Genomic DNA, 23,711 nt, shown 5'->3' on the forward strand with positions numbered 1-23,711 from the left:
TACACTATAAAGCCATATTATGGCTAATTATGATATGTTATAAACTTTAACCAATATTATATAATTTTTATAAAAATAGTACTTAAGGGTATAGTTTTTTACTATATCTAAATATAAAAATTATTAATTTGATAATAGTATCTCATCCTTCTATAATCTTACTATAATTTAGACGTCTATCCATCTATTTAGACAAAACCAGAATATGACAAGGAAGATACTATGAGTACATATCCAATTTTTCGTGCAGATCATGTCGGCAGCTTTTTACGTCCAAGCTATTTATTACAAGCACGCGAACAGTTTGCTAATAAAGCAATTTCATTTGAACAATTACGTTTAGTTGAAGATAGAGCGATTACTGAAATTGTAAAATTTCAAGAATCAACGGGTATTCGTAGTGTAACTGATGGTGAATTTCGTCGTACCTATTTTCATTTAGATTTTTTACAGCAACTCGGTGGCGTCACTACAGGCTCACCGGGTACAGTAATTGATAGCGATGGTAAAGAGAAGTTACTACCACCGGATATTCGAGTCACCGGTAAAGTTAAACATATTAAAGATATTCAATTAGCCGATTTTAATTTTCTAAAGAGCCAAGCAAGTAGCACTTCAGTACCGAAAGTGGCAATTCCATCACCTACAATGCTACATTTCCGAGGTGGACGAGCAGGTATTGATGAAGCTGCTTATCCAGTTCTGGAACCAGAATTTTATGATGATGTTGCAAAAGCATACGCGCAAGAACTAGCTTCTTTATACAGTGCAGGTTGCCGCCATGTGCAGATGGATGATACTAATTTAGCCTATCTTTGTGACGAAAAAATGCGTGAAGCAGCTCGTAAGCGAGGTGATGACCCAAATCTACTACTTTACAAATATGCTGAATTCATTAATAAAGTCGTCGATCTAAAACCGAAAGATTTAGTGCTATCAATCCATTTATGTCGTGGTAATTTTAAGAGTACCTTTGCGGCTAGTGGTAATTATGGACCAGTTGCTGAGGCACTGCTTAGTGAAATGAAATTAGATGGTTATTTTTTAGAGTATGATGATGAAAGAAGTGGTGGTTTTGAACCATTAAAATATCTACAAAAAGGTAAAATTGCAATTTTAGGCTTAATTTCTAGTAAATTTGCTCAACTAGAAAATCCTGATGATATTAAACGTCGAATTGAACAAGCCGCAAAATTTACCTCGATCGATCAATTAGCGCTATCGCCACAATGTGGGTTTAGTAGTACGGTTCATGGCAATAATGTCACCGTTGAAGATCAACGTGCTAAATTAAAACTTACCGTCGATATTGCGAACGATGTTTGGGGTTCGACTGAAATAAAACGATAAAATAGTCTGTGTTGATTATACAATTATCACTTACTAAGTGGTAATTGTAATTTTTTGCCTTAATTTTGATAAAAATAGAGATAGTGATATATATGTATGTTAGTGAAATAAAGCAAGCCATCTATAACAATACGATGAATAGCTTTCAGATATTTGCAATTAGTATTTGCGTGCTGATCAGCGTTATTGATGGTTTTGATGTATTAACCATTGCGTTTGTTGCACCATCAATTTCAACGCAATGGGGATTAAATCCTGAACAACTTGGGGTACTATTTAGTGCTGGTCTCGTGGGAATGGTGATTGGTGCATTATTAATATCGCCTTTCGCAGATAAATTTGGTCGACGCATCATTATACTATGCTGTTTAGTAATTCTAACAATTGGCATGTTTGCTTCTGGTTTATCAAATAATCACAGTGAACTGATTATTGCTCGCCTATTCACTGGCCTAGGGATGGGGGCGATCTTACCTGGAATAAATACAGTTGTTGCTGAATATTCCTCAAATCGTTCGCGCTCACTCGCGATTAGCATTATGGCTGCTGGATATACGGTTGGTTCAGTTATTGGTGGAATTATCTCAATTCCGTTAATTAAACACTTTGGCTGGCAATATGTGTTCTTTTTTGGCGGTATACTTTCAGCTATTATGTTCGTCGTCGTTTTTTGTCAATTACCAGAATCATTAGATTTTCTATTAACTAAAAAAAGTAACAAAGGACTGATTAAGCTTAACCAATTACTAAAAAAACTGGGCTTAAAATCTTGTGATACTTTTCCTAAAACAACGGCTATTTCCCAAAAACAGCAGAAAAAATTTAGCTTACTATTAACACCTAGCATGTTAAAAGCGACAATTTTATTATGCATAAGTAACTTTATGTTGATGTGTTCATTCTATTTCCTAGCCAACTGGACACCTAAAATTTTAGTTAACTTAGGTTATACTAATGAACTCAGTATCACCGGTTCACTATTAATGAATATTTTTGGTATTGCTGGTGGCGTATTATTAGGTTGGTTTTCTAAAAAATATGCAGTACAAAAAGCGGTTTCATTAATGCTCGTGATTGCATTTATTTCAGTCACGGCCTTTGGATTTAGTGCAAATATATTACCATTACTTTTTACCTTAATTGCATTCATTGGCTTTACTATTTTTGCGGCAATGGCTGGTCTGTATGCTACAGCGCCAATTGTATTCCCGCCGCAGATTCGCGCTACAGGGACGGGGATTGTATTAGGATTAGCGCGTTTAGGTGCGGCATTAGGTCCTTATATTGCTGGATTATTAATTGCTGCAGAATTACCACGTAGTTATTACTTTTCTATTTTAGCCTTACCACTTTTAGTTTCAGCTATCTGTATATTATTAATAAAACCATATCGTGAATAATCAAATTGATAATAGTTTAATTCTCACTTTAAATGGGTAGTATGTATAAAAAAGGGTCGTAAACGTTACGTTAGCGACCCTTAATATAGTTAAATTATACAACTATTACTTATATTTTTCTGTTCTGCTATCATGAATAACACCATTATAATTTAATCCAAAGCCAAAATCATATTTATTGCCAGCCTTCGTCAACATACGGCTCTAAGTCTCGCCCCACATCTTCTAACTGGGCCTCTACAGTATTCATATTCAAAGGATACTGCAATGGCAACAGTCCATTTGGTTCATAATTACCAACGATAATATCAAAATAAGCTTTATCACTAACAGAAAAACCAGTCAAAATAGCATCAGCCTGACTTTCGAACTCTGCAACAATCACTGGATTTTTAGCTTTTAAAGCAACAATGATCGGAATTACTTTCCCTGTTGTTTTATAAATATCGTATGCTTTTTGATAGGCTTGTTCAAAAGCAATTAAATCATATTCATTACCAATATTAGCCGCTTGATTAAAATAAGAGCGATTTTCTTGGGTTCCGTCAGGATTGAGATTACCGCTAATTGATTGTTTGCGAACTGAATCACTATTTGCAATATATGGACGATACTGTAATGATAATGGATAGAAAGAGCCGTCGTCTCTCTGCCCTGCATGATTAAAATTACCCCCACTATCCGGACTATTCATACCGATAATAATAAGATCGACATGAGTCAGATCGGGCACCTTAAATCCAATAACCTCACCTTTATCATTAACGACTGGCGTATCAGTTAATACGTTCTTAAAAAAAGTTTTTGCCATATCAATATCCATTGTAGGATCATTCGTGGTATATGCATCTTCAAAAACAGTCTTAAATTGATGACGAATTGAACTTGGGATATAAACCGTTTTATCTTGATAATCGGTTTTATTATCTGCCGCACTAATCGTACCATTACGATTTTTAAGCATCACGATTGAATTTAATTGCGCATTATAACCGGCTTTGACTTTATCTGGACTGGCAACGATAACTTCAGACTCAGATAGAACCAAATAAGGATTTTCAAAAAGACCTGTTTCAAACAAGAGTTTAGAAATTCGTTTACCACTCTGTTTAAATCGTTCATCAGCTGAAATTGAATTTTTACCCGCTTTATAATCTGCTTGCCATAACTCATAAGTACCTAATACTGGTTTTTTATCATTATTACCACCAAACATATCGGTACCATTTTGTAAAATAATATAGTGCCGCTCATCAACTGTTTTATCAGCTTCGCCCCAAGCCATGCCTAATTTTAACGTATTATCTGGCTCATTGCCTACTTTAGTCACCGACCAATCAGTGCTAACTACACCATCATAACCTAATTGATCTCTTAATAAACTCAATTTTCCTTTATCGTATGAGGTAGCTACATTTTGACCAAAAAGTGGCTTACCATCAGCGCCAATCGCAACCGAATAAGAGGTCATGACTGAAGCTGCTTTTTTAGTTTTACCATTCAAATCAAAAGCACCTTGTGAAAAAGGCTTTAAATGCTCGCGAAAATTATTGCCAGGATAAACAGCATACTTACCACTCTCCATATGTGACTCACGGCCACCTTCACCCACTCCATCACCAGGAAAATGTTTTACCATAGTCACAATTGATTCGTTTCCCCACCCGATATCTTGTCCATCGACAAAAGTTGATTGGGCCGCATCAACATATGTTTTTGTCATATCAATCGTTAATTGTGTATCTTCCCCCATTGTTCCATCTGTTCGTAACCAACGAGGCTCTGTTGCTAAATCAATTTGGGGGGCCAGAGCAGTAGTAATTCCTAATGCGCGAAATTCCTGTGACATGATATTTGCAAATTACGACATAATTTCAGGATTAAATGTTGCGGCAATCCCCAGCGTAGATGACCATCTAGAGATATCATCACCTTTTGCATTGTATTCCAGCAATATGCCTTGGGTCTGAGCTAAAGTCAATTAGAATCACTTTTTTACCATCTTTAACAAAACCCTCTACATAAGCTTGCATATCATTATTCTAAAATACTGTTGCTTTAACATCATTACTACCAGCATTTAAGACATTACGCAGATTATCGTCTTGTAGATATTTTTTCTGTACAGCGGTTAACCCATCTTGTGGATTACGTTCATGATCACTAAATAACATCAATCCAGCAATTTCATCTTTAGTCGTTAATGGATTCTTTGGTATTGCAGTCTATAACGCAGACGGTACATTCAAAATGTATACTCAGGAAGGCAACTTAAAGCTTTCTGGTGACTGGTCGATAAGCGCAGATGGCAAAACAAGAACAATTGTTGCTAAAAAATCTGATGGTAGTGTTATGTTTACTCGAACAGTTGAAAATGTCACAGTAGAGCCTGAAACATATACTTATCGTATCTACCCTAATCCAGAAAATACAAAGACTTATTTTGATATTATCCATAAACCATTATCAACAATTTTAGAAACTAAATAATTTAGAAAATAGATCAAAAGTAACGGAGCTAAATTTTCACCCTCAATATTTAGCTTCGTTATGATTACGACAAAATATCAATAGATTAGTCAGCAAATTTACTATTTTTCAGACATGATTAACTAACCAAATAATTTATCAAGTGCTTCAATAAATTTAAATTCAGGTTTTGTATAAAAAACACCATGTTGAGGATTATTTGGCGTCATACCACGAATAAATAGATAATAGATTCCACCAAAATGACTTTGATATTGGTAATGACTAATCCTACTTTTTAAGTAGCGATGTAATGCCAAAGAATAGAGCTGATATTGTAGATCATAGCGGTGTTCACACATTGCCTTATTAACAGCATCAATGTGATAATCATCAACGGATTCACCTAAATAATTGGATTTATAATCAACAATATAATATTTTCCTTGCCACTCAAAAACCATATCGATAAACCCTTTTAACATACCTTGTACTTTAGCAAAAGTTAACTCATCACACTGCCTTGATAATGGATCATAATGTTTGCATAGTTGATCAAGAGTAAGAGCAGAGACCTCTTTACGGATAGGTAAGTAAAATTGTAATTCATTTAAACGTTGGGCTAGTGATAAATCAGATAATGAACAACACTGTTCTAGCGGAGTATGTAATACATCAACAAACCATTTACACAAAGGTTGAAACCACTCTGGCGATAGATTTAATTTTGTAATTAAATACGTTGCAACATCTTGTTGATCTGGTTGGGTAAAATCACTATTCTCAAAACATTCATGTAACAAAGTTCCAACAATAGCTCCTTTGGGAAAATGATGAATATCATAAATGACTTGGTCATCAGTCGAACTAATAACTTCATCAATAATTCGATTATCCAATAACACTTCATTATCAAACGCAGGTATCATATCAGCTAAAAAAGCAGCTGTTTTATTATCATCACTTGATGACTGTATTAAACTCGAGTAACTCGTCACCCGCCAACTATAATCAAGTTGACGTTTGAATTGATTTGCCGCCAAATCAACATTAGATGATTCAAGTCTTGTTGCAAACACTGAAATGGCTATAGGGATGTCGATAGCTAAAACTTGACAATATGCTAATTGCTCAAGTGCTGTTTTTAATGCGTTATAGTCATAATCTTCAGTATTAAATAGTAAATAACCGATCGCTGACGACTTTAATACTAGTTCAGTCGATCTTCCTTTTGTGATTCCGGCAATCCCAATAGAACAGTGGTAAATGGATCGGGTCATTGCAACATAAAGTAAGCGTAAATCTTCAGCAAGCCGCTCTTGTTCAATTAACGCATCAATTTCAAGTGATTTGCTATAAGCATAGTTGGTATTATAATTTTTTCGATCATGATAAATTAAACTATCAGACTCACGATAATCGCCAATAAACGGTAAAAAGACTATCGGATATTCAAGCCCTTTCGATTTATGAATAGTAATGATATTAATTAAATTTTCATCACTCTCTAAACGCTGTTCATGATTTTCTAGATTAAGATCTGGTTCTTTGATCTGTTTGGTTAACCAACGGATTAACCCATGTGGCGTATCAATATCAGGGGAAACCTCTTGTAGTAGCTCTCCTAGGTGCATAAAATTAGTAATAATTCGCTCACCATCAGTTAAACTTAACAAATTTTCGATCAGTCGCCGACGAGTCATTAATCGACGTAACATAACTAAAATACCATAACGTAACCAAATCGTATGATACTCTCTAAACTCCTCAACAACCTGCTCTAAAACATTTTGTTCATTAGATAAGGCATCAAGATCAGCCATTGAAGCACCAATAAGCTGAGTCGCAAGTGCACTACGTAAATAGGATTCACTTGTTGGGTTAAATACCGCTTGCAAAATTCGCAATAGTTCTCGAGCTTCTAATGTATCAAAAACACTTTTATGATTAGAAAGATAGACACTTTTAATATTACGCTTATTGAGTTTTTGTTGAATCAACTCGGCTTCACTACCTGTTCTAACTAAAATTGCGATATCTGCAGACTGAAGTTTACGTTGTAACTGTTGATCATCAACAAAATAAGCCTCTTGTGATAACCATTGAGATATTTGCTCTGCACAATATTCAGCTGAATATTCTCGATAATCGCCTTTAGAAGAAATATTTTGTGGTAATAAATAGCTCTGTAATGTACTAACCTCATGATCATTAACATAAAAGGCTTTGCTACTATTTTTTTTCGCACTCTTCATCTCAATAAATGGAATCGCATCAAAAATAAAGGGCTGCTTTCTTCGGTTAAACAAACTATTTGTTGCAGCAACCATATTTGCACTTGAGCGCCAATTAGTTAACATAGTGAATTGATGATCAACCGATGATTTTGCTTGAATATAAGTAAAAATATCAGCACCACGGAAACCATAGATCGCCTGTTTAGGATCTCCGATTAATAGTAAGCAAGATTGCTGATGATCTTGATAAATAGTATCAAAAATTTGATATTGCACAGCATCAGTATCTTGAAATTCATCGATCATTGCCGCTGGATACTGCTTACTAATTTGCTGAGCTAATAACTCACCGTTATCACCAAGTAACGCTTTATGTAGATTATTAAGTAAATCATTAAATCCCATTTGAGCTAACAGCATTTTTTTGTTTGCTGCACGTTCAGTAATCATATGAACCAAATCAAATAATATAAAGTTACTTAAATCAAAAGTATCAGTTAAAAATTGCTCAATATCACAAAATAACCGATGCACTGGTGGGGTTTTATCTGCATCAGTTTTAAGATTGAGCTCGATTTGACTAAACTTACTTAACTCATTTACGGGATAGTAATAATCAATTGTTGGGGATTGTGCCCAAAGAGTCACTTTATCTAGCCACTTTGGTAAATTACTTTTGCTATATGAACGTTTACTGACACCAGAATCTTGAATTAGTAACTGTAACTCGTCAACTGAAACTAACCAGTCTTGTTTAAGCTTCTCAATTTTATTGATACTTGCTTGATGAAAATCAACAATCCGCTGATCTAAAGGTTCGCTAGAAAGTGTAATATTATCCGGTAATCGACGATTAAGATATGGTTTAATTTTATTCAATAAATCTTGTGGATCGCGCCATGTCTGCCAAATAATACCAACAATATCTTCTGGGAGCGGTGTAAAATAATCACGCCAGACATCACTTGCAATTTGTAAATAGAGTGCCGATTCATCTTTAACTAATGTTTGTTTGAATAAAATACCAGCTTCAAAAGCATAAGTAGTCAGTATACGTTGACAAAAACTATGAATCGTAAAAATAGCCGCTTCATCCATGTTTTGTTCGGCATAGAGTAAGCGCCTTAATGCCAAAGTTTTATCATCAATTAGGTCGATTAACTGCTGATAATCTTGATCATCATGGTGACCAGCTAAGCACGCAAGACGTAATTGATGAATATTTTGTCTGATACGATAACGTAGCTCTTCAGTCGCTGCAGTAGTAAAAGTTACTACGAGAATTTCATATACAGATAACGCTCGGTGGTAATTATTTTGACCGATCCCCAGTAACAGCCGCAGATAGACAAAGACCAATGAGTAAGTTTTACCGGTGCCAGCTGATGCTTCAATCAGTGATCGACCAACTAACGGTAATGAGAATAGATCAAGTTCACTAGATTGCGTTAAACCGGATGGTGAAACCATTCCAACTCACCTTGGCTATCTTGAGATAATGAAATACAAGCAATATCTGCTGTTGAAAACATAGGTGGAGCGATATGTGGGCAGAGTTCATTAACCAAATAACCAACAAGTGGAAGATGCGAAACAATCAATACTGATTTTACACCACTTAACGCTAACATTGTTAAATGATCCACAACATGGCTAGCACAACCACCAGGCGTTAATAATGGATTTTTCTCAGTTTGACTAATTGGCACAGCTTTGGCAATAATAGAGTAAGTCTGTTGGGCTCGTAAATAGGGACTAACCAACCCTAATTCAAATGTTATCTGCTGTTCACTTAACCAATTTGCAACGGATAAACACTGTTTTTCACCAACTGGAGTTAAGGGACGGGTTGAATCTAATGAAGCGCTATAGCCCGCTTCTCCATGTCGCATAATATAAATTTTCATGGCGCCCTACTACTGAGTTAAATTAAGATACAACCTATAATTATTATCATAACTCTTAGATTGCATCTTGATAAAAAATTAAGACCAGATAATTAGCGTAATTTTAACTGAAAAATCAAACATTCAGCACCGCAGCAAAAATGAAATTTTGCCGACAATTTATAACCATTATCAACTTTATCAATTTGACTCATAATTTGACAAGGATCTGATTCAACATCTCTAGCAGCAATAGTCAGTGATTGTAGCTTCTCTTGTGCTAGTGCTTCTGTTGCAAACACATTTTCATACTCAGCAGTACAATCTTCATTATCAATGATTGTACCAATATCAGTGCAACAGCAAGCAGCCGTTTCATTACTTTTACATTTGTTTTGAGAATTTGACATATACCACCTCACAAAATTTTTAGCTAACTAAATTTTAGAACAAACTATACGTTAGAATGAACTATAGTTTAGAACAAATAGTTAGCTTAGTATAACGCAATCATTAATTGATTGCCATTTTAGCAACTGAATTTTATTTTAGCGCCAGCTTTGTCACAACTAACTTAACTTAGAATCCTCATCACAATTGGGTTCTTCAGGTAATTCCCCACTAATACTCATTTGTGATTGTTCAATTAGCTGCTTTAATGTTTCAGTATCATTTTCATACTCATTAGCAACAATCGGTACATACTCAATTAATGTTGATGTTGGATCTAAATCAAACATCTCAGTATCAGAAGTAAACTTACGCTTAATCCATGTATAAAAAACTAACAGTGGTTTTTGAATAAAATAGAGATCAACATTACGTAATGTACGCTCAACAATCACATATAAACTATCGCCACGTTTATCTTTTAAAGATGGATATCTTGATGATAAACAGACTAAATTTTGTTGTTCCATTTTTGATGCAATCAACTGAATATACTGTTCGGCATGCATATCAACTTTAAAACCTAAATTGATATTAACCCTAAACACTTTATAAGGTACGAGAATTTCTATCGCATAATCAAATTGGTAAGGCTCATCCATTCGGTTAATAGCAACAAACCAATAAGTATCGGCACGTTTAGGTTTTTTCTCAAAGAGTGAATAACTTATTTTACTTTCGATCGAATGCGGACTCTGTGCACGTGTTAAGTAAAATAGGTGAGTTGCAATTTTTTCAAGGGTTTTATCGTGGCTGACAGAAATTATTTTAGCTAAATAATCCTTATCTAATCGGTCGAATGTATTATATTCTCGCTTGATTCGTCTACCACTATACCATGAATACATAATGACAAAGACGACTCCTGCAATCAGAATCGATGCATAACCACCGTGGAAGAATTTTTGCGCATTAGCGATAAAAAAGCCTGTTTCGATGGTTAAAAAGAATAGTGTTAATGGTACGCTATACCAAAGCGGCTTATTATTTTTCATAAAGTAGAAAAATAATAAAATAGTTGTCATTAACATACTCAGTGTAATCGCCAATCCATAAGCAGCCTCCAAGTTAATTGAAGAACCGAATCCCAACACCATTGCCGCACAAAGTACAAATAGAATATAGTTAATTGAAGGAATATACATTTGCCCTTTAATCAACGTTGGATAACGAATATGTACGTTAGGCCATAGCTCTAAGGAGATCGCTTCACTAATAATAGTAAATGCCCCACTAATTAGCGCCTGACAGGCAATAAACGCCGCAACTGTTGACATAATAATCCCCATGAGTCTAAACCACTCAGGCATCATCATATAAAAAGGGTTAATACCAGGATCAACAATTGCTGGATTATGAATAATCCAAGCGGCTTGTCCCAAATAGTTCAAAATTAAGCAGACTTTAACAAAGCCCCATGAAATACGGATATTTTTTAATCCACAGTGACCAAGATCGGAATATAGCGCCTCCGCACCTGTCGTACACATAAAAATGGCACCAAGAATAATAATTGCATCAGGCGCATTAATAATAAACTCAATAGCATACATCGGATTAAAAGCGGCTAGCACATCTAAATTAGGGAGCAATCGATTCAGCCCTAAAATAGCTAATGTGGTAAACCAAATCGTCATACCTACACCAAAATATCGTCCTAATGCAGCAGTACCCAGTGGTTGAATCAGAAATAAAACCACAATAATCAGTAGTGTCACAGGAATAATAGGAATACTAGGATAAATGGTATTTAACCCTTCAATTGCTGTAATAATAGTAATTGCAGGTGTAATCGCACCATCAGCAAGTAAGGCCGCAGCACCAATAATTGCAATAACAAACGCCCAACGGTAACGCCGACGAATTAATGCATAAAGCGATAAAATCCCACCTTCACCTTTATTATCTGCTTTTAATGTAATGATGACATATTTCAAGGTAGTTTGTAATGTGAGCGTCCAGATAATACATGATACCGCACCTAAAATGTAAGTAGGATTAGCCCATTGGTGCTCTGGAAGTCCATAAATAATTGCTTTTAAAACATAAAGAGGTGATGTACCAATATCGCCATAAACGATACCAATAGCACTAATAATGCCAAGCATGCCAACAGGGATCTGATGATTTGAATTATTCATAATATTTTACATTAGTAATTGAGTTGGATAATAATTGAATATAGAGAGCAGCGCTATGCTGTGCTACGAAGTAAGTTAAAATATTGTGGTGATATTAAGAATATCATTCTATTGAGTATGTTCATTTGATAGAATTATGTAATCAAAATTGATTTGATATCATACTGCTAAATTTGCGATTGTACATATTTAATTAAACGAAAAATAAAATTTTCTTGGTTTTTCTCAAGGAAATTTATGTTAAATTATTACTTATTAACAATTTATTATCAATAACTACAAATCTATCATCGAGGATAATATGGGCTCTATTCATGGTCATGAAGTCTTAGATATGATGAAAAATCATCATTATACTGAAGAGTCACTCTTAGTGGCGATTAATCAAAAGTTTGGTGAAAATGCGACATTCCACACTTGTTCTAAACAAGGAATGACCGCTCAAGAACTTATCAAGTTTCTAGCACATAAAGGCAAATTTAAATCAGCCGAATCATCAGAATTTACCGTTGATGTAACAAAAATTTGTCACCATTAAGCTCACTTTACAATAAGATTTCGTTATAATCTTATTGTAAAGTATCATTCTAGTGTAAAAACTAGCCTATTTTTCAAAACATGTTGATTAAATGAGTGTTGAACTAAAACTCAAACTGATAAATTAAATCAACCGTTTGATCAACACCACTCACCGCCTCAAGATATAAGTGCGGTAATAAACGATAACGCAACGTAAACGTCGCTAACGCATCAAAGATCCCAACACCGTATTTTAGCTGTAAGCTAGGTAAAATATATCCACTCACCACGACTTTTTGGCTATCGCCAACACCTTGTGTGTCTAAACTTAAGTTTTTAATACCAAAAGTACTACCTAAGCTGCCAATCAATTTACCGCTTTGTGATGTACCAAGACCAATCAATAATGCAGTCACCATATCATTTTCACTTTGATCACCACTATCAAGACCTTGTCCTCGCAGTAAATATGATAATGCTTCTTGTTGTGACATCGCAGGGTCAGAGAATACTTCCGCTTTTGGATCATCTGCAAGTCCGGTAACTCGAATACCTGCGACAACATTATTCTCTATCGATTCAGGATTACGAATGGCTTCAATATTTAATCTAGGTTGATCTGCCGGGCCTGCAAACACAATTTCGCCCTTACGCACAATTAAATCTTGTCCATAAGCTTGGAAACGCCCCTGTGGAATATTAATTTGACCATGAACAGATAACCCTTTATCCGTTTGAGTCACAAAGACCCCACCCGTTAACCTAGCAGTTAAACCAAACGCATCAATACTTACTTTATCACCAAGTGATACGAATACTTTAGTATTGATTTTCATTGCCGTCGTTGCCGGAGCAATCTCTTGTAAATTGCTATCTAACATCACCTCGTCAGAGGAGACATCAACCGTCGACGCTGGCAATGATTCTACTTTGATTTTTGCAGTAGGAATATTAATTTTCCCAGTTAAATCTAATTGATCTTGATTAGCCTCAACGCGAATATCAGGAACAATCGACATCGTAATCATCGGAGGCATACTAACTTCAATCGCAGCCCCCTTAACGGCAACATACGCACTCCATTTTTCGATATTCTTCCAACTGGCCTCGCCGGTAATATCAACAACACCTGCATTCGTCTGCATTTGACCTTTTAAATGTGATGATTTGCCACTAAAATCAATATCAATCATAACCGATTTAATATCCGCAGGCAGTTGGGTGGTTTTTATTTCACTATGTTTTAGATCTACATTACCAACAACATATGGGTCTAACAGCGTACCAGAAAATTTTAAATTACCGTTAATCGTACCATTAGCATGCTCATTAGCATTTAATAATGGATTTACTATCGACAATGATAGTTCATCAATAATAACTTGCCCTGTTAACGCTTTTTTATTAGTAGGATCTGTGACTTTAATATTACCCGCAAAACGACCTAACTCTTTAATACTAAAGTTCCAATCTAACTTAGCTTGTTGGTCATTCACATTCATATTAATGACAAATAGATCAAACGGAATCGGTAATGTTTGTGAGGCAATCTGCTGACTGACATAAACATCTTTACTCTGTATATTGGCAACAATGGAAGGAATGTTCTGTTGAGGACTCCATTTAACATTGGCGTTGCCATGTATCGTACCAGCTATCTTTGTCTCGCCTTGATTAATAATTTCAAATAATTTCAAGTCAATATCGGATAAAGTAATCGATGCTTCCCCATGATCAGCAATAATTACATTTTTATCTAAACAGATTTGTGAGCGACCATTTACCCAGCAATGAGCTGTGATGCTACCTTGATTCGAGGCTAAATTATATTGAAGTTGTATTGGTTTATTTATTTGCCAACGGTTTGTTTCATTAAATGCGAGTGTTGCCTCTGATAATGAACCTTGCCAATTGGTTCTCTGTTTATTCAGATAGCCATTAAGTTTAATTGCTGTCGAAAGAGGATCGCCTTGGCTATTAATAGTCAATTGATGATTTTGTTCATCACCAGAAAATACAATGTCCGCATCATCCACAACGATATTAGACATGGCAAAATGCTGTGCTTTAATTTCAATCAACCCTTTCAATAACTTAGTATATTCAATATTTCCATTCAATTGTGCTTGATGCAATTCAATGTCTTGCCAAGCAAAATTTTGAATCAATAAGTTAGTTTTAATGACCGGCTCACTCACTGAACCATGTACAGTTAAGTGACCAGTAATATCACCCTGTAGATCAGGTTGAATAATTTTAAGATCAGAAAGGTTTAAGTTAGCCAGTAAATTCTCTTGTTTAGTTGAGCCATTCAAATCAATAAAATTACCGCCCCACTTAATATTAAATTTATTTGCCGTAATAAATTGGTTTGAATTAATCGCTAGGCTACCACTTGCGTGTAAAGGCGCTTGATTAATATTACCATTTAACTGCATATCCGTTAAATTTGCCGCCCAGTATGTTGAGTCAAACGAACCATCGGTTTTTAACTGACCATCTAATTTAATGGGGAAACTAGCTAACTCTTTAGTCAAATCGACTTTATTAAAATTAATCGTCGAATTCCACTGTAGTCCTTTCTGCCAATTGATATTACCGACGAGATCAAATTCGCCTTGTGGCAATTTTGCTTTTAACGTTTTAATATCAATAAATTCATTGGTCCCCTTGCTCTGCATATCAAAGAGCACTGTCGGCAGATCTACACCATAAAAATCACCTTTTGCATTAAAATGGTAATCTTTAACTGAGCCAGATAAATCTACATCGAAATTTTTTAATTGATACTGTGCATTACCAAATAAAGGCCACTGAATTGTAGAGCCAGTTATTTTGGCAGTCACTGGCATATAAGTTTCAACAAAGTCAATTTTAGTTGAAATATCAGCTTGATTAAAACCACTAATTTTTATTTTAGCAGCAAGTACACCGAGTAGTTTACCATCGATCTCACTATCAATTTCAGTAGCAATTTGATTTTTCGGTGGTTCTATTTTAGCCTTAATTTGCGCATTAATCGGCCAATCATCACCTAATATAATTTTACCTTTTACACTAACATCAGCATTACTATAAGGACTAATTATTGATGTCTGTACTAATTTGGCATTAATAATATTATTTTCAGTACTTGCTTCAATTTTAATATTATTGAAACGGAAGTCTTCTCCGCCTATATGCAACAACCAATTATCACCCGTTAAACTACTTACATAAATATCGAGTGGAATATTAACTGTTGGTAAACTCGCAATGAGAGGCTGATTAAAAATGTTATTAATCGTCTGATTTATCGATAAATCGGTTTTAGTCTCATTACTTGTTGTGACAACTGTACTAGCGGGTTGATCAGCAAAAATAGCCTTAACATCCTTTGCAGTTGAAGGAAATACATAGATCTTCTCATTAACCCATGTTGCTTTACCGGTAAATGATGATAAACCAAACTGCATATCATCAACATTGACGCTCACATTCGATAATGCTAACTGACGGAGCTCAATCGGTAATGGCATACTAATGACACTTCTAACGGTATTATCTGATTCGTCAACGGCAACCGCATTTTCATCTGTTGCAAATGCATCAGTATGTATATTTACAAGTACATCTTGGGCGGCAAAATTTTTAACACAGATTTTACCTTTAATTAAACATAAGCCAGATAAAGATAGCTCAGCCTTATTAACTTTTACCTCGATACCTTCAAGTTGCATAGAAAAATCATCGACTTCAAGATTATATAAAGTCCCACTTACGTGTTTGATTTGAATCTCTGGCATCACTTTTTCAAGTACAGTAATACCTAGTTTTACACCAAGGCTTGTGTACATAAAAATAAGTAAAAATGCGATTAAAAAGACAAAAGTACAAAGAATAACTAAACTACGTTTTTTCCAACGTCGAATACGTTTAATTCGTTTAACTTTTTTAGCTCTATGCGGACTTTTCATATGTTATAACTCCGCTCCTAAGCCAATATAGAAATGCACCGATTTTTTCGATTTATCGACTGGACTAGCAATATCTAATTTGACAGGTCCAATCGGTGATACCCATCGAACACCAAATCCGGCACCAGTATGGAAATCTGTTTGATCAAATTTATCGATAGCTTCACCACTATCAACAAATAGTGCTCCCCACCAAGCTCCGCTAAAATTATATTGATACTCTAATGAACCAGTTAATAACTTTGATGCACCTTTTAATTTACCATCACGATCTCGTGGTGAAATAGATTGATAACCAAATCCACGAATACTACGGTCACCACCGGCGAAGAAACGGAACGTTGGTGGAACCCGATCAAAATCACTGGCTTGAATAATTCCCACATTTCCCCTCACAACAAATCGATGTCGCTCTTCAATAGTACGAATCCAGACTTGTTGCATTTGAAAACGGGCAAAATTGATATCAGAGGCTAGACTTTCTGCGGCAACCTCTAAAGAATAACGCTGAGAGTCACCCCATAAAGGAGATAATTTTCCATCAGCTCTTACTCGGGAGATACTAAATGAAGGATAAAGTAAAAAAGTCTCGTAACTATCACTCGCTTGAGTAAAGTTATCATACATCACATTTAAACCAACTGCTTTTTGCCAGCCAGTAAAACTATCCCAGTTTCGGATAACACCAACGGTATAAGAGTTAGAATAAGTGTCATTGTTATCAATTTTCTTATAACCGCCTTGGATCGTATAATAATCCTCTAATGGTGATTCATATAAAGGTATTTTATATACACCTGTAATAGTCTGTTCTGGCGAAGATAAAGCAAAATCAGTTTGTAAACTATGACCGCGATCATTTAACCATGGCTTATTCCAACCGAGCTTACCTCTAAAACCATTATCACTAGAGTAACCTAAACCGACGTCAACAACATTTTTCTTTCTAGGTGTAGTAATAACATATATAGGTAACTCTTTATCTTTATTAACATCTTTAAATAAAGGCACCACAGTTACTGAACTAAACCAATTGGTTGAAGATAGGCGGCGATTTAATAATGTAATATCTTCAGAAGTATAAGGTTGCCCTTCTTTGAATGGGATAATATTACGTAAATAAGACTGGCGAATCTCGGTTTCTTTAAAGGAAACTGGACCAAATTTATAACGTTCTCCAGTATTAAAATCAATTTTCCAAAATGCCTGATGTAAGGAATCACTAACCGCAAGCTGATTTTTGGTCATATCGGCATCGAAATAACCTTTACGTAACGCCAAATTTTGGAGCTTTTTCTTAAAACTGTCGTAGTCACCATGATTCAATACTGAACCTGGTTTCGGTAAGTCATTTTTAAGCAGGTTAATATAATCAGGATCGTTCTCTCCATCACCGGTCACATTAACATCTGTCTGCTCAATTAAAATAGGTTTGCCTGGGTCAACAGTAACAACTAACTTATTACTATTTTCAGGAATATTATAACTAAACGTTGGATTATAGTACCCTAATGCTCGTAAGCCTTTTTTAATTTCACTTTCTAAATAGCGTTTAAAATAAGGAGTATCATCAACTTGGTTACTGTTAATCATAGACAAACGAGCATCGACATTATCCTCCAAAGCCCCGGAAAGGCCCTGAACAGATAATGTCATTTTCGCTGATGCTGCGCTACTGACAACAATAAGTGACAACACAATTGAAAAGATAACTCTTCGCACATTTACTCCGTAATAACCCAACTAAAATCATTTAGTATTGCGTGTTACTTACTGTGACTGAATGACCTTTTTGACAAAGTGATCAGGCAAAAGTTCATTTTTATTTAATTATTCTTGTAATATGACATGCCCAATATAGGGTAAATGACGGTAATGCTGAGCATAATCAATACCATAACCTACTACAAACTCATCGGGAATAGAAAAACCAATATATTTAACAGGTACTTTGACTTCACGACGTGAAGGTTTATCTAATAAAGTACAGATTTCTAAGCTTCTTGGTCCACGTAACTCTAGTAGCTCTTTCACTTTACTTAACGTATTTCCTGTATCGATGATATCTTCGACGATTAATACATCTTTACCACGAATATCTTCATCAAGATCTTTCAAAATTTTCACATCACGATTACTATTCATTGCGCTACCATAACTAGATGCCGTCATAAAATCGACTTCATGACCGACAGTAATTGCACGACTTAAGTCTGCCATAAAAATAAATGATCCCCGCAATAAACCGATCAATACCAGCTCATTGTGACTATCTTTATAATCTTGACTAATTTGTTCACCTAATAGACGCACTCTAGTTTGAATATCTTGCTCAGATATCATGACTTCAACAGTATGTTTTTTCATTTTTCGACCGATTCTTTATATAAATTGGACGAATTCTATCAACTTTTATAAGCAAATAATAGTAAAGTTAAGGTATCTGCTCAAATAATATCTTATTCCCTAAATTAACTAAGTTTATCAAACCATATAATAAAAAATAAAACGATAACGAGTTCCTTCTATTTAAACCTGTTCGATATTTTAAATTATTCTTCTCATAATATAATGTGCCATTTATTTCACAAAATATATAACTCCCAACAATTTAAGTATATACTAAGCGAATATACAGTCTGGAGATAGAACATGGCTAAAGCGCAGAAACAATCACCCTCTTTTGAACAAACTCTTGAAGAACTACAAAATATTGTTAGTAAATTAGAAGTTGGTAATCTTCCTTTAGATGAAGCTTTAAATGAATTTGAAAAAGGTGTAAAACTTGCCAAACAAGGTCAAACACAACTCAAAAAAGCAGAACAACGTATCCAAATATTACTTAGCGAAAGTAATGATGCCGAATTAACTGAATTTACTGACACCGATAATTAATATAGTAATTTTATGACAAACCATTTATTTGATGTTTTACACGAACAATATACCAAGCGAGTTAATCATTCATTAGCCCAATCCTTAGTTATGATTGAGCCTTCTTTACTAAAAGAAGCAATGGAATATAGTCTACTCGCTGGTGGTAAACGTATCCGTCCTTTTTTAGTTTATGCAGCGGGATCAATGTTTAGCTGTGAACTTGAAAAACTTGATGCCCCAGCTGCTGCAATTGAAGCTATTCACACTTACTCCCTAATTCATGATGATTTACCCGCCATGGATAACGATGACTTAAGACGAGGCTTGCCAACCTGTCATATTAAATTTAATGAAGCTACAGCAATTTTAGCCGGTGATGCCTTACAAACTTATGCATTTTCTTTAATTAGTGATGCGCCAATGCTATCTGATTCATGTAAAATATCGATGATCAAAGAGTTGGCTAAAGCGAGTGGGATTCAAGGTATGTGTTTAGGTCAACAATTAGATCTACAATCAGAGCACCACACTATCTCGCTCGAAGAGCTAAAATGGATCCATAAAAATAAAACGGGTGCCTTGATTAAAGCAGCAATTCTGCTCGGTTTATTTGCCGCTGGCGACGAAGCAAAACAATACCAACAAGATCTTATGTTATTTGCCGATTGCATTGGACTTGCTTTCCAAATTCAAGATGATGTATTAGATGTGATTGGTGATAAAAATGTCATGGGTAAAAATAATGGTGCAGATCAGCAGTTAGAAAAAAATACTTATACATCACTCATCGGTGTAGAACAATCGATACAAACTTGTCAGCATCTTTACAAGCAAGCTATCGAAGCATTAGATAAAATACCTTATAATAGCGAAGCATTACGACAATTAGCTGATTTTATTATCACACGAAATAATTGATTACTTTGTCATACACTAGGATCTTAAAATAGCAAAATGAACCTTGATAACTATCCTTTACTCAAACAGATTAACTATCCTCAGGATTTGCGTCTATATCGACAAAATCAGCTACTGCAAATTAGTGATGAGTTAAGACGCTTTCTATTAAACAGCGTAAGCCGTTCAAGTGGACATTTAGCATCTGGATTAGGCGTTATTGAGCTGACCGTGGCTCTACATTATGTTTATAATACACCGTTTGATCAACTAATCTGGGATGTTGGTCATCAAGCTTATCCACATAAAATATTAACGGGTAGGCGTGATCAAATGCTATCGATTCGGCAAAAAGATGGCTTACACCCTTTCCCATGGCGAGAAGAGAGTGAATACGATATATTAAGTACCGGCCACTCTTCAACCTCAATTAGTGCCGCACTAGGTATTGCGGTTGCAGAGCAACAAAAGCAATCTAACCGTAAAGTTGCTTGTGTGATTGGTGATGGCGCTCTGACTGCGGGTATGGCTTTTGAAGCGATGAATCATGCAGGTCATTTAAAACCGGATATGCTAGTTATTATCAATGATAACGACATGTCTATCTCTGAAAATGTTGGGGGGCTCAATCAGCATCTCGCACAAATATTATCCAGCCGAACCTATGCAACCTTAAGAGAAGGTGGCAAAAAAGTATTTGCAGGTATTCCACCTGTGAAAGAGTTTTTGAAAAAAACTGAAGAGCATATTAAAGGGCTAATGACCCCCGCTATTTTATTTGAAGAACTTGGCTTTAATTATATTGGCCCAATTGATGGACATGATATTGATAATTTAGTTAATACGCTAAGTAAAGTTCGTCAATTAAAAGGTCCACAACTTTTACATGTTGTAACCCAGAAAGGTAAAGGTTATGCCCCTGCAGAAAAAAATCCTATTTTGTGGCATGGCGTCCCTAAATTCGACCCATCAGCAGGTGTAATTACTAAACAGCCGAGTAATAACCCAACCTATTCGCAGATATTTGGTGACTGGCTATGTGAAATGGCTGAACACGATAAACAACTGGTTGCTATAACACCCGCAATGAGTGAAGGTTCAGGGATGACTAAATTTGCAAAATGCTACCCTGAGCAATTTTTTGATGTTGCAATTGCCGAACAACATGCTGTAACTTTCGCTGCAGGTCTCGCCATTAGTGGCAGAAAACCAGTTATCGCGATCTATTCAACATTTTTACAGCGAGCTTATGATCAAGTCATTCATGATATTGCCATCCAAAATTTATCAGTATTATTTGCCATCGATCGAGCAGGAATAGTTGGGCAAGATGGTCCTACTCATCAAGGGGCTTTTGATATTAGTTATTTACGTTGTATCCCTAATTTAGTTATTATGGCACCAAGTAGTAACATCGAGTGTCGAAATATGCTCTATACTGGCTATCACTATCAAGGACCAGCCCTAGTACGCTACCCAAGAGGAGAGACTAGAAGTGAGCAGGCTCAACCTATGCAAGCAATTGAGATAGGAAAAAGCAAACAAATTCGACAAGGTAAAGATATTGCTATATTGAATTTTGGTTCGCTACTCGATGAAGCACTAAAATCGGCCGAAGAACTTGATGCAACCGTCATTGATATGCGTTTTATTAAGCCATTAGATGAGGAAGCTATTTTACAAGCAGTACAAAACTATGCAACGATTGTCACATTGGAAGAAAATGCAGTACAAGGTGGCGCAGGTAGTGCCGTAAATGAATTTATTTTGTCGAAAAAACTCAAGTGTGATATTTTGAACATCGGTTTGCCTGATATATTTATTCCACAAGGTACACAAGCTGAAATTCGTCACGATATTGGTTTAAGTGCAGACAAGTTAACAGAAAAAATTACAAATTTTATCAATCAATAGGTTAATTATGAGTACACAAGTTGTTAATATTCATGTTTTTGGTAGAGCACTTAAGCTCTCTTGCCCCGTTGATGAAATCGATGCGCTAAATTTGGCAGCCAAAGATCTTGATGATCGTTTAAACGAATTGCGTCGAAAAACACAAATAATGAACAGCGATCAACTGATCATCACAGCTGCGCTGAATATCTCCTATGAACTTGTCAAAGAGAAGCAAAAAAGTGATAAGTTAGGTAGTGAATTTAATGAACGATTAAAAACACTACAACAGTTATTAGATCATGCGTTAAATTTCGCCAAATAGTGATCTACATTGTAAAAATAATATAAATGGTATTGTTTCATTAAATAAATTTTGTATTATGGTAGACATCTCTGAGATGTTCGCGAACGGGTCAGTCCCCTGAGCCGATAATCTTAACGATAGAGCGGATGTGGTTATTACTCGGTGTGTATGCCTTTTTGTTAAGGAAACCTAAAGAGTAAACGCATTGCTCACCTTGAACTTCGGGTTCAAGGGTTACAACCCGTAACGGCATCTTGGAGCTCTATCTTAATTGTACTGATGATATCTATGCAAAAATTATCTTCATTAACAACATCTCAAATTCGCACTCAGGTTAGAACTTTTCGTAGAGAATTATCTCATCAACAACGCATCCAAGAACAACAGATTATTTATCAGAAAATAGCTCAACATTCAGCAGTATCAGCGGCTAATAATATTGCTATTTTTCTCTCTTTTGATGGTGAATTAGAGACTAAACCTATTATTGAATACTTATGGCAACAGCAAAAATCAGTATTCATCCCAATTATCCACCCATTTAATAAGAAATATCTACTTTTCGTCCGTTATCAAGCGACAACACAATTAACCCGTAATAAATTTGGTATATTACAACCTAAGCTAAATATTGCTGATGTGATACCTCATCACAAATTAGATGTTATATTTACCCCATTAGTCGCCTTTGATGAACGTAATTATCGTATCGGTATGGGTGGGGGTTATTATGATCGCATGTTAGCTGACTATCAAAAACATAATATTTACCCGATCGGATTGGCTTTTAATTGTCAAAAAATCCCGCATATTACCAATCAACCTTGGGACGTTCAGCTACCTGAAATTATTACCGGCTAATGCTAATTTAAGTTGCGATAACCCTAATTAAGGGCTATAATCCCCCAGCCTTATAAGGCTATGACTTTTAGTCAATTGCTGGGTCGCCTGTGATTGACACTTATTTAACAAAAGAGAGAAATTATGTTTACATTAAATGCAGAAGCAAGAAAAGAGCAGGGAAAGAGTGCGAGCCGCCGCCTGCGTCACGCGGGTAAATTCCCAGCAATTATTTATGGTGGAGAGCAAGAACCAGTTGCTGTTGTTCTTGATCATAACCAAGTTTTCAATATGCAAGAAAAAACAGAGTTCTACTCTGAAGTTTTAACTATTGCAGTTGATGGCAAAGAAATTAAAGTTAAAATTCAAGCCGTACAACGTCACGCATTCAAACCTAAATTATTACACATGGATTTTGTAAGAGCGTAATTGTATGTTGATGCTCGATACAATCGAGCATCTTGGTTAATATGTACCCCCGAAAGCAAG

At 35.4% G+C, this 23,711-nt stretch carries 19 protein-coding genes and 1 other RNA gene; 11 read left to right on the forward strand and 9 right to left on the reverse strand.

The features are described from left to right. Positions 1-222 precede the first annotated feature (222 nt). Both RHO11_06015 and RHO11_06020 read left to right on the forward strand, forming a co-directional pair. Entirely contained in the window at positions 223-1,350 is a 1,128-nt protein-coding gene (locus RHO11_06015; protein ID WVD62675.1) for a 5-methyltetrahydropteroyltriglutamate--homocysteine S-methyltransferase, read from the forward strand. Between the two features lie 92 nt (positions 1,351-1,442). Beyond that, complete coding sequence (locus RHO11_06020) at positions 1,443-2,750, forward strand: MFS transporter (GenBank protein ID WVD62676.1); 1,308 nt, start codon at positions 1,443-1,445, stop codon at positions 2,748-2,750. Positions 2,751-2,925: 175 nt separating this feature from the next. Here the strand turns inward: RHO11_06020 and RHO11_06025 are convergent, their stop codons facing one another. Together RHO11_06025 and RHO11_06030 are read right to left on the reverse strand one after the other, a co-directional pair. Continuing rightward, positions 2,926-4,599, reverse strand: a complete 1,674-nt coding sequence (locus RHO11_06025; GenBank protein ID WVD62677.1) for a glycoside hydrolase family 3 N-terminal domain-containing protein — start codon at positions 4,597-4,599, stop codon at positions 2,926-2,928. Positions 4,600-4,792: 193 nt separating this feature from the next. Beyond that, positions 4,793-4,924 (reverse strand): hypothetical protein, encoded by a 132-nt coding sequence (locus tag RHO11_06030; protein ID WVD62678.1) that lies wholly within the window; start codon positions 4,922-4,924, stop codon positions 4,793-4,795. A gap of 10 nt (positions 4,925-4,934) precedes the next feature. Here RHO11_06030 and RHO11_06035 point away from each other — a divergent pair, with 10 nt between their 5' ends. Further along, on the forward strand, positions 4,935-5,240 hold the full coding sequence (locus RHO11_06035) for a DUF4822 domain-containing protein (GenBank protein WVD62858.1): 306 nt from the start codon (positions 4,935-4,937) through the stop codon (positions 5,238-5,240). A gap of 122 nt (positions 5,241-5,362) precedes the next feature. On the opposite strand, the gene recB is transcribed toward RHO11_06035, so the two are convergent. From recB to RHO11_06055, 4 genes are all read right to left on the reverse strand, one after another. Continuing rightward, the gene (gene recB, locus RHO11_06040) at positions 5,363-8,926 is read right to left on the reverse strand and encodes an exodeoxyribonuclease V subunit beta (GenBank protein WVD62679.1); all 3,564 of its coding nucleotides are present in this window, start codon (positions 8,924-8,926) and stop codon (positions 5,363-5,365) included. Continuing rightward, positions 8,905-9,363: a phosphohistidine phosphatase SixA gene (gene sixA / locus RHO11_06045; GenBank protein ID WVD62680.1), complete on the reverse strand. Its 459-nt coding sequence runs from the start codon at positions 9,361-9,363 to the stop codon at positions 8,905-8,907. The genes recB and sixA overlap by 22 nt, the downstream gene beginning before the upstream one ends. Positions 9,364-9,455: 92 nt before the next feature. After that, a complete protein-coding gene (locus RHO11_06050) occupies positions 9,456-9,752 on the reverse strand; it encodes a YfcZ/YiiS family protein (GenBank protein WVD62681.1) in 297 nt (98 codons plus the stop codon). A 159-nt stretch (positions 9,753-9,911) separates the two neighbouring features. Then, a complete protein-coding gene (locus RHO11_06055) occupies positions 9,912-11,933 on the reverse strand; it encodes a KUP/HAK/KT family potassium transporter (GenBank protein ID WVD62682.1) in 2,022 nt (673 codons plus the stop codon). Positions 11,934-12,234: 301 nt separating this feature from the next. Between RHO11_06055 and RHO11_06060 the strand changes: the two genes are divergently transcribed. Then, on the forward strand, positions 12,235-12,471 hold the full coding sequence (locus RHO11_06060; GenBank protein ID WVD62683.1) for a YecH family protein: 237 nt from the start codon (positions 12,235-12,237) through the stop codon (positions 12,469-12,471). A 103-nt stretch (positions 12,472-12,574) separates the two neighbouring features. Here the strand turns inward: RHO11_06060 and RHO11_06065 are convergent, their stop codons facing one another. From RHO11_06065 to hpt, 3 genes are all read right to left on the reverse strand, one after another. Next, positions 12,575-16,408, reverse strand: a complete 3,834-nt coding sequence (locus RHO11_06065; GenBank protein ID WVD62684.1) for a translocation/assembly module TamB domain-containing protein — start codon at positions 16,406-16,408, stop codon at positions 12,575-12,577. A 3-nt stretch (positions 16,409-16,411) separates the two neighbouring features. Next, on the reverse strand, positions 16,412-18,130 hold the full coding sequence (locus tag RHO11_06070; protein WVD62685.1) for an autotransporter assembly complex family protein: 1,719 nt from the start codon (positions 18,128-18,130) through the stop codon (positions 16,412-16,414). A 108-nt stretch (positions 18,131-18,238) separates the two neighbouring features. Continuing rightward, a complete protein-coding gene (gene hpt, locus RHO11_06075; GenBank protein WVD62686.1) occupies positions 18,239-18,775 on the reverse strand; it encodes a hypoxanthine phosphoribosyltransferase in 537 nt (178 codons plus the stop codon). A gap of 285 nt (positions 18,776-19,060) precedes the next feature. On the opposite strand from hpt, the gene xseB reads away from it, so the two are divergent. From xseB to rplY, 7 genes are all read left to right on the forward strand, one after another. After that, positions 19,061-19,303, forward strand: coding sequence for an exodeoxyribonuclease VII small subunit (xseB, locus tag RHO11_06080; GenBank protein ID WVD62687.1), 243 nt, complete (start codon positions 19,061-19,063; stop codon positions 19,301-19,303). A gap of 12 nt (positions 19,304-19,315) precedes the next feature. Next, positions 19,316-20,203, forward strand: coding sequence for a (2E,6E)-farnesyl diphosphate synthase (ispA, locus tag RHO11_06085; protein ID WVD62688.1), 888 nt, complete (start codon positions 19,316-19,318; stop codon positions 20,201-20,203). Between the two features lie 36 nt (positions 20,204-20,239). Next, a complete protein-coding gene (gene dxs, locus RHO11_06090; protein ID WVD62689.1) occupies positions 20,240-22,096 on the forward strand; it encodes a 1-deoxy-D-xylulose-5-phosphate synthase in 1,857 nt (618 codons plus the stop codon). Positions 22,097-22,103: 7 nt separating this feature from the next. Further along, the gene (gene zapA, locus RHO11_06095) at positions 22,104-22,400 is read left to right on the forward strand and encodes a cell division protein ZapA (GenBank protein ID WVD62690.1); all 297 of its coding nucleotides are present in this window, start codon (positions 22,104-22,106) and stop codon (positions 22,398-22,400) included. A gap of 65 nt (positions 22,401-22,465) precedes the next feature. Then, positions 22,466-22,647, forward strand: a non-coding RNA gene (ssrS, locus tag RHO11_06100) — 6S RNA. A 23-nt stretch (positions 22,648-22,670) separates the two neighbouring features. Further along, positions 22,671-23,243 (forward strand): 5-formyltetrahydrofolate cyclo-ligase, encoded by a 573-nt coding sequence (locus tag RHO11_06105; GenBank protein WVD62691.1) that lies wholly within the window; start codon positions 22,671-22,673, stop codon positions 23,241-23,243. 123 nt (positions 23,244-23,366) lie between these two features. Beyond that, a complete protein-coding gene (gene rplY, locus RHO11_06110) occupies positions 23,367-23,651 on the forward strand; it encodes a 50S ribosomal protein L25 (GenBank protein WVD62692.1) in 285 nt (94 codons plus the stop codon). The last annotated feature ends 60 nt before the right edge of the window (positions 23,652-23,711 follow it).

Source organism: Orbaceae bacterium BiB, assembly GCA_036251205.1.
GTDB classification, from domain to species: domain Bacteria; phylum Pseudomonadota; class Gammaproteobacteria; order Enterobacterales; family Orbaceae; genus Orbus; species Orbus mooreae.

Bases quoted from the DNA above. Each gene is read 5' to 3' on its own strand.
- RHO11_06015 (WVD62675.1), top strand. From the start codon at position 223: ATGAGTACATATCCAATTTTTCGTGCAGATCATGTCGGCAGCTTTTTA.
- RHO11_06020 (WVD62676.1), top strand. From the start codon at position 1,443: ATGTATGTTAGTGAAATAAAGCAAGCCATCTATAACAATACGATGAAT.
- RHO11_06025 (WVD62677.1), bottom strand. From the start codon at position 4,599: ATGTCACAGGAATTTCGCGCATTAGGAATTACTACTGCTCTGGCCCCC.
- RHO11_06030 (WVD62678.1), bottom strand. From the start codon at position 4,924: ATGTTATTTAGTGATCATGAACGTAATCCACAAGATGGGTTAACCGCT.
- recB (WVD62679.1), bottom strand. From the start codon at position 8,926: ATGGTTTCACCATCCGGTTTAACGCAATCTAGTGAACTTGATCTATTC.
- sixA (WVD62680.1), bottom strand. From the start codon at position 9,363: ATGAAAATTTATATTATGCGACATGGAGAAGCGGGCTATAGCGCTTCA.
- RHO11_06050 (WVD62681.1), bottom strand. From the start codon at position 9,752: ATGTCAAATTCTCAAAACAAATGTAAAAGTAATGAAACGGCTGCTTGC.
- RHO11_06055 (WVD62682.1), bottom strand. From the start codon at position 11,933: ATGAATAATTCAAATCATCAGATCCCTGTTGGCATGCTTGGCATTATT.
- RHO11_06060 (WVD62683.1), top strand. From the start codon at position 12,235: ATGGGCTCTATTCATGGTCATGAAGTCTTAGATATGATGAAAAATCAT.
- RHO11_06065 (WVD62684.1), bottom strand. From the start codon at position 16,408: ATGAAAAGTCCGCATAGAGCTAAAAAAGTTAAACGAATTAAACGTATT.
- hpt (WVD62686.1), bottom strand. From the start codon at position 18,775: ATGAAAAAACATACTGTTGAAGTCATGATATCTGAGCAAGATATTCAA.
- xseB (WVD62687.1), top strand. From the start codon at position 19,061: ATGGCTAAAGCGCAGAAACAATCACCCTCTTTTGAACAAACTCTTGAA.
- ispA (WVD62688.1), top strand. From the start codon at position 19,316: ATGACAAACCATTTATTTGATGTTTTACACGAACAATATACCAAGCGA.
- dxs (WVD62689.1), top strand. From the start codon at position 20,240: ATGAACCTTGATAACTATCCTTTACTCAAACAGATTAACTATCCTCAG.
- zapA (WVD62690.1), top strand. From the start codon at position 22,104: ATGAGTACACAAGTTGTTAATATTCATGTTTTTGGTAGAGCACTTAAG.
- RHO11_06105 (WVD62691.1), top strand. From the start codon at position 22,671: ATGCAAAAATTATCTTCATTAACAACATCTCAAATTCGCACTCAGGTT.
- rplY (WVD62692.1), top strand. From the start codon at position 23,367: ATGTTTACATTAAATGCAGAAGCAAGAAAAGAGCAGGGAAAGAGTGCG.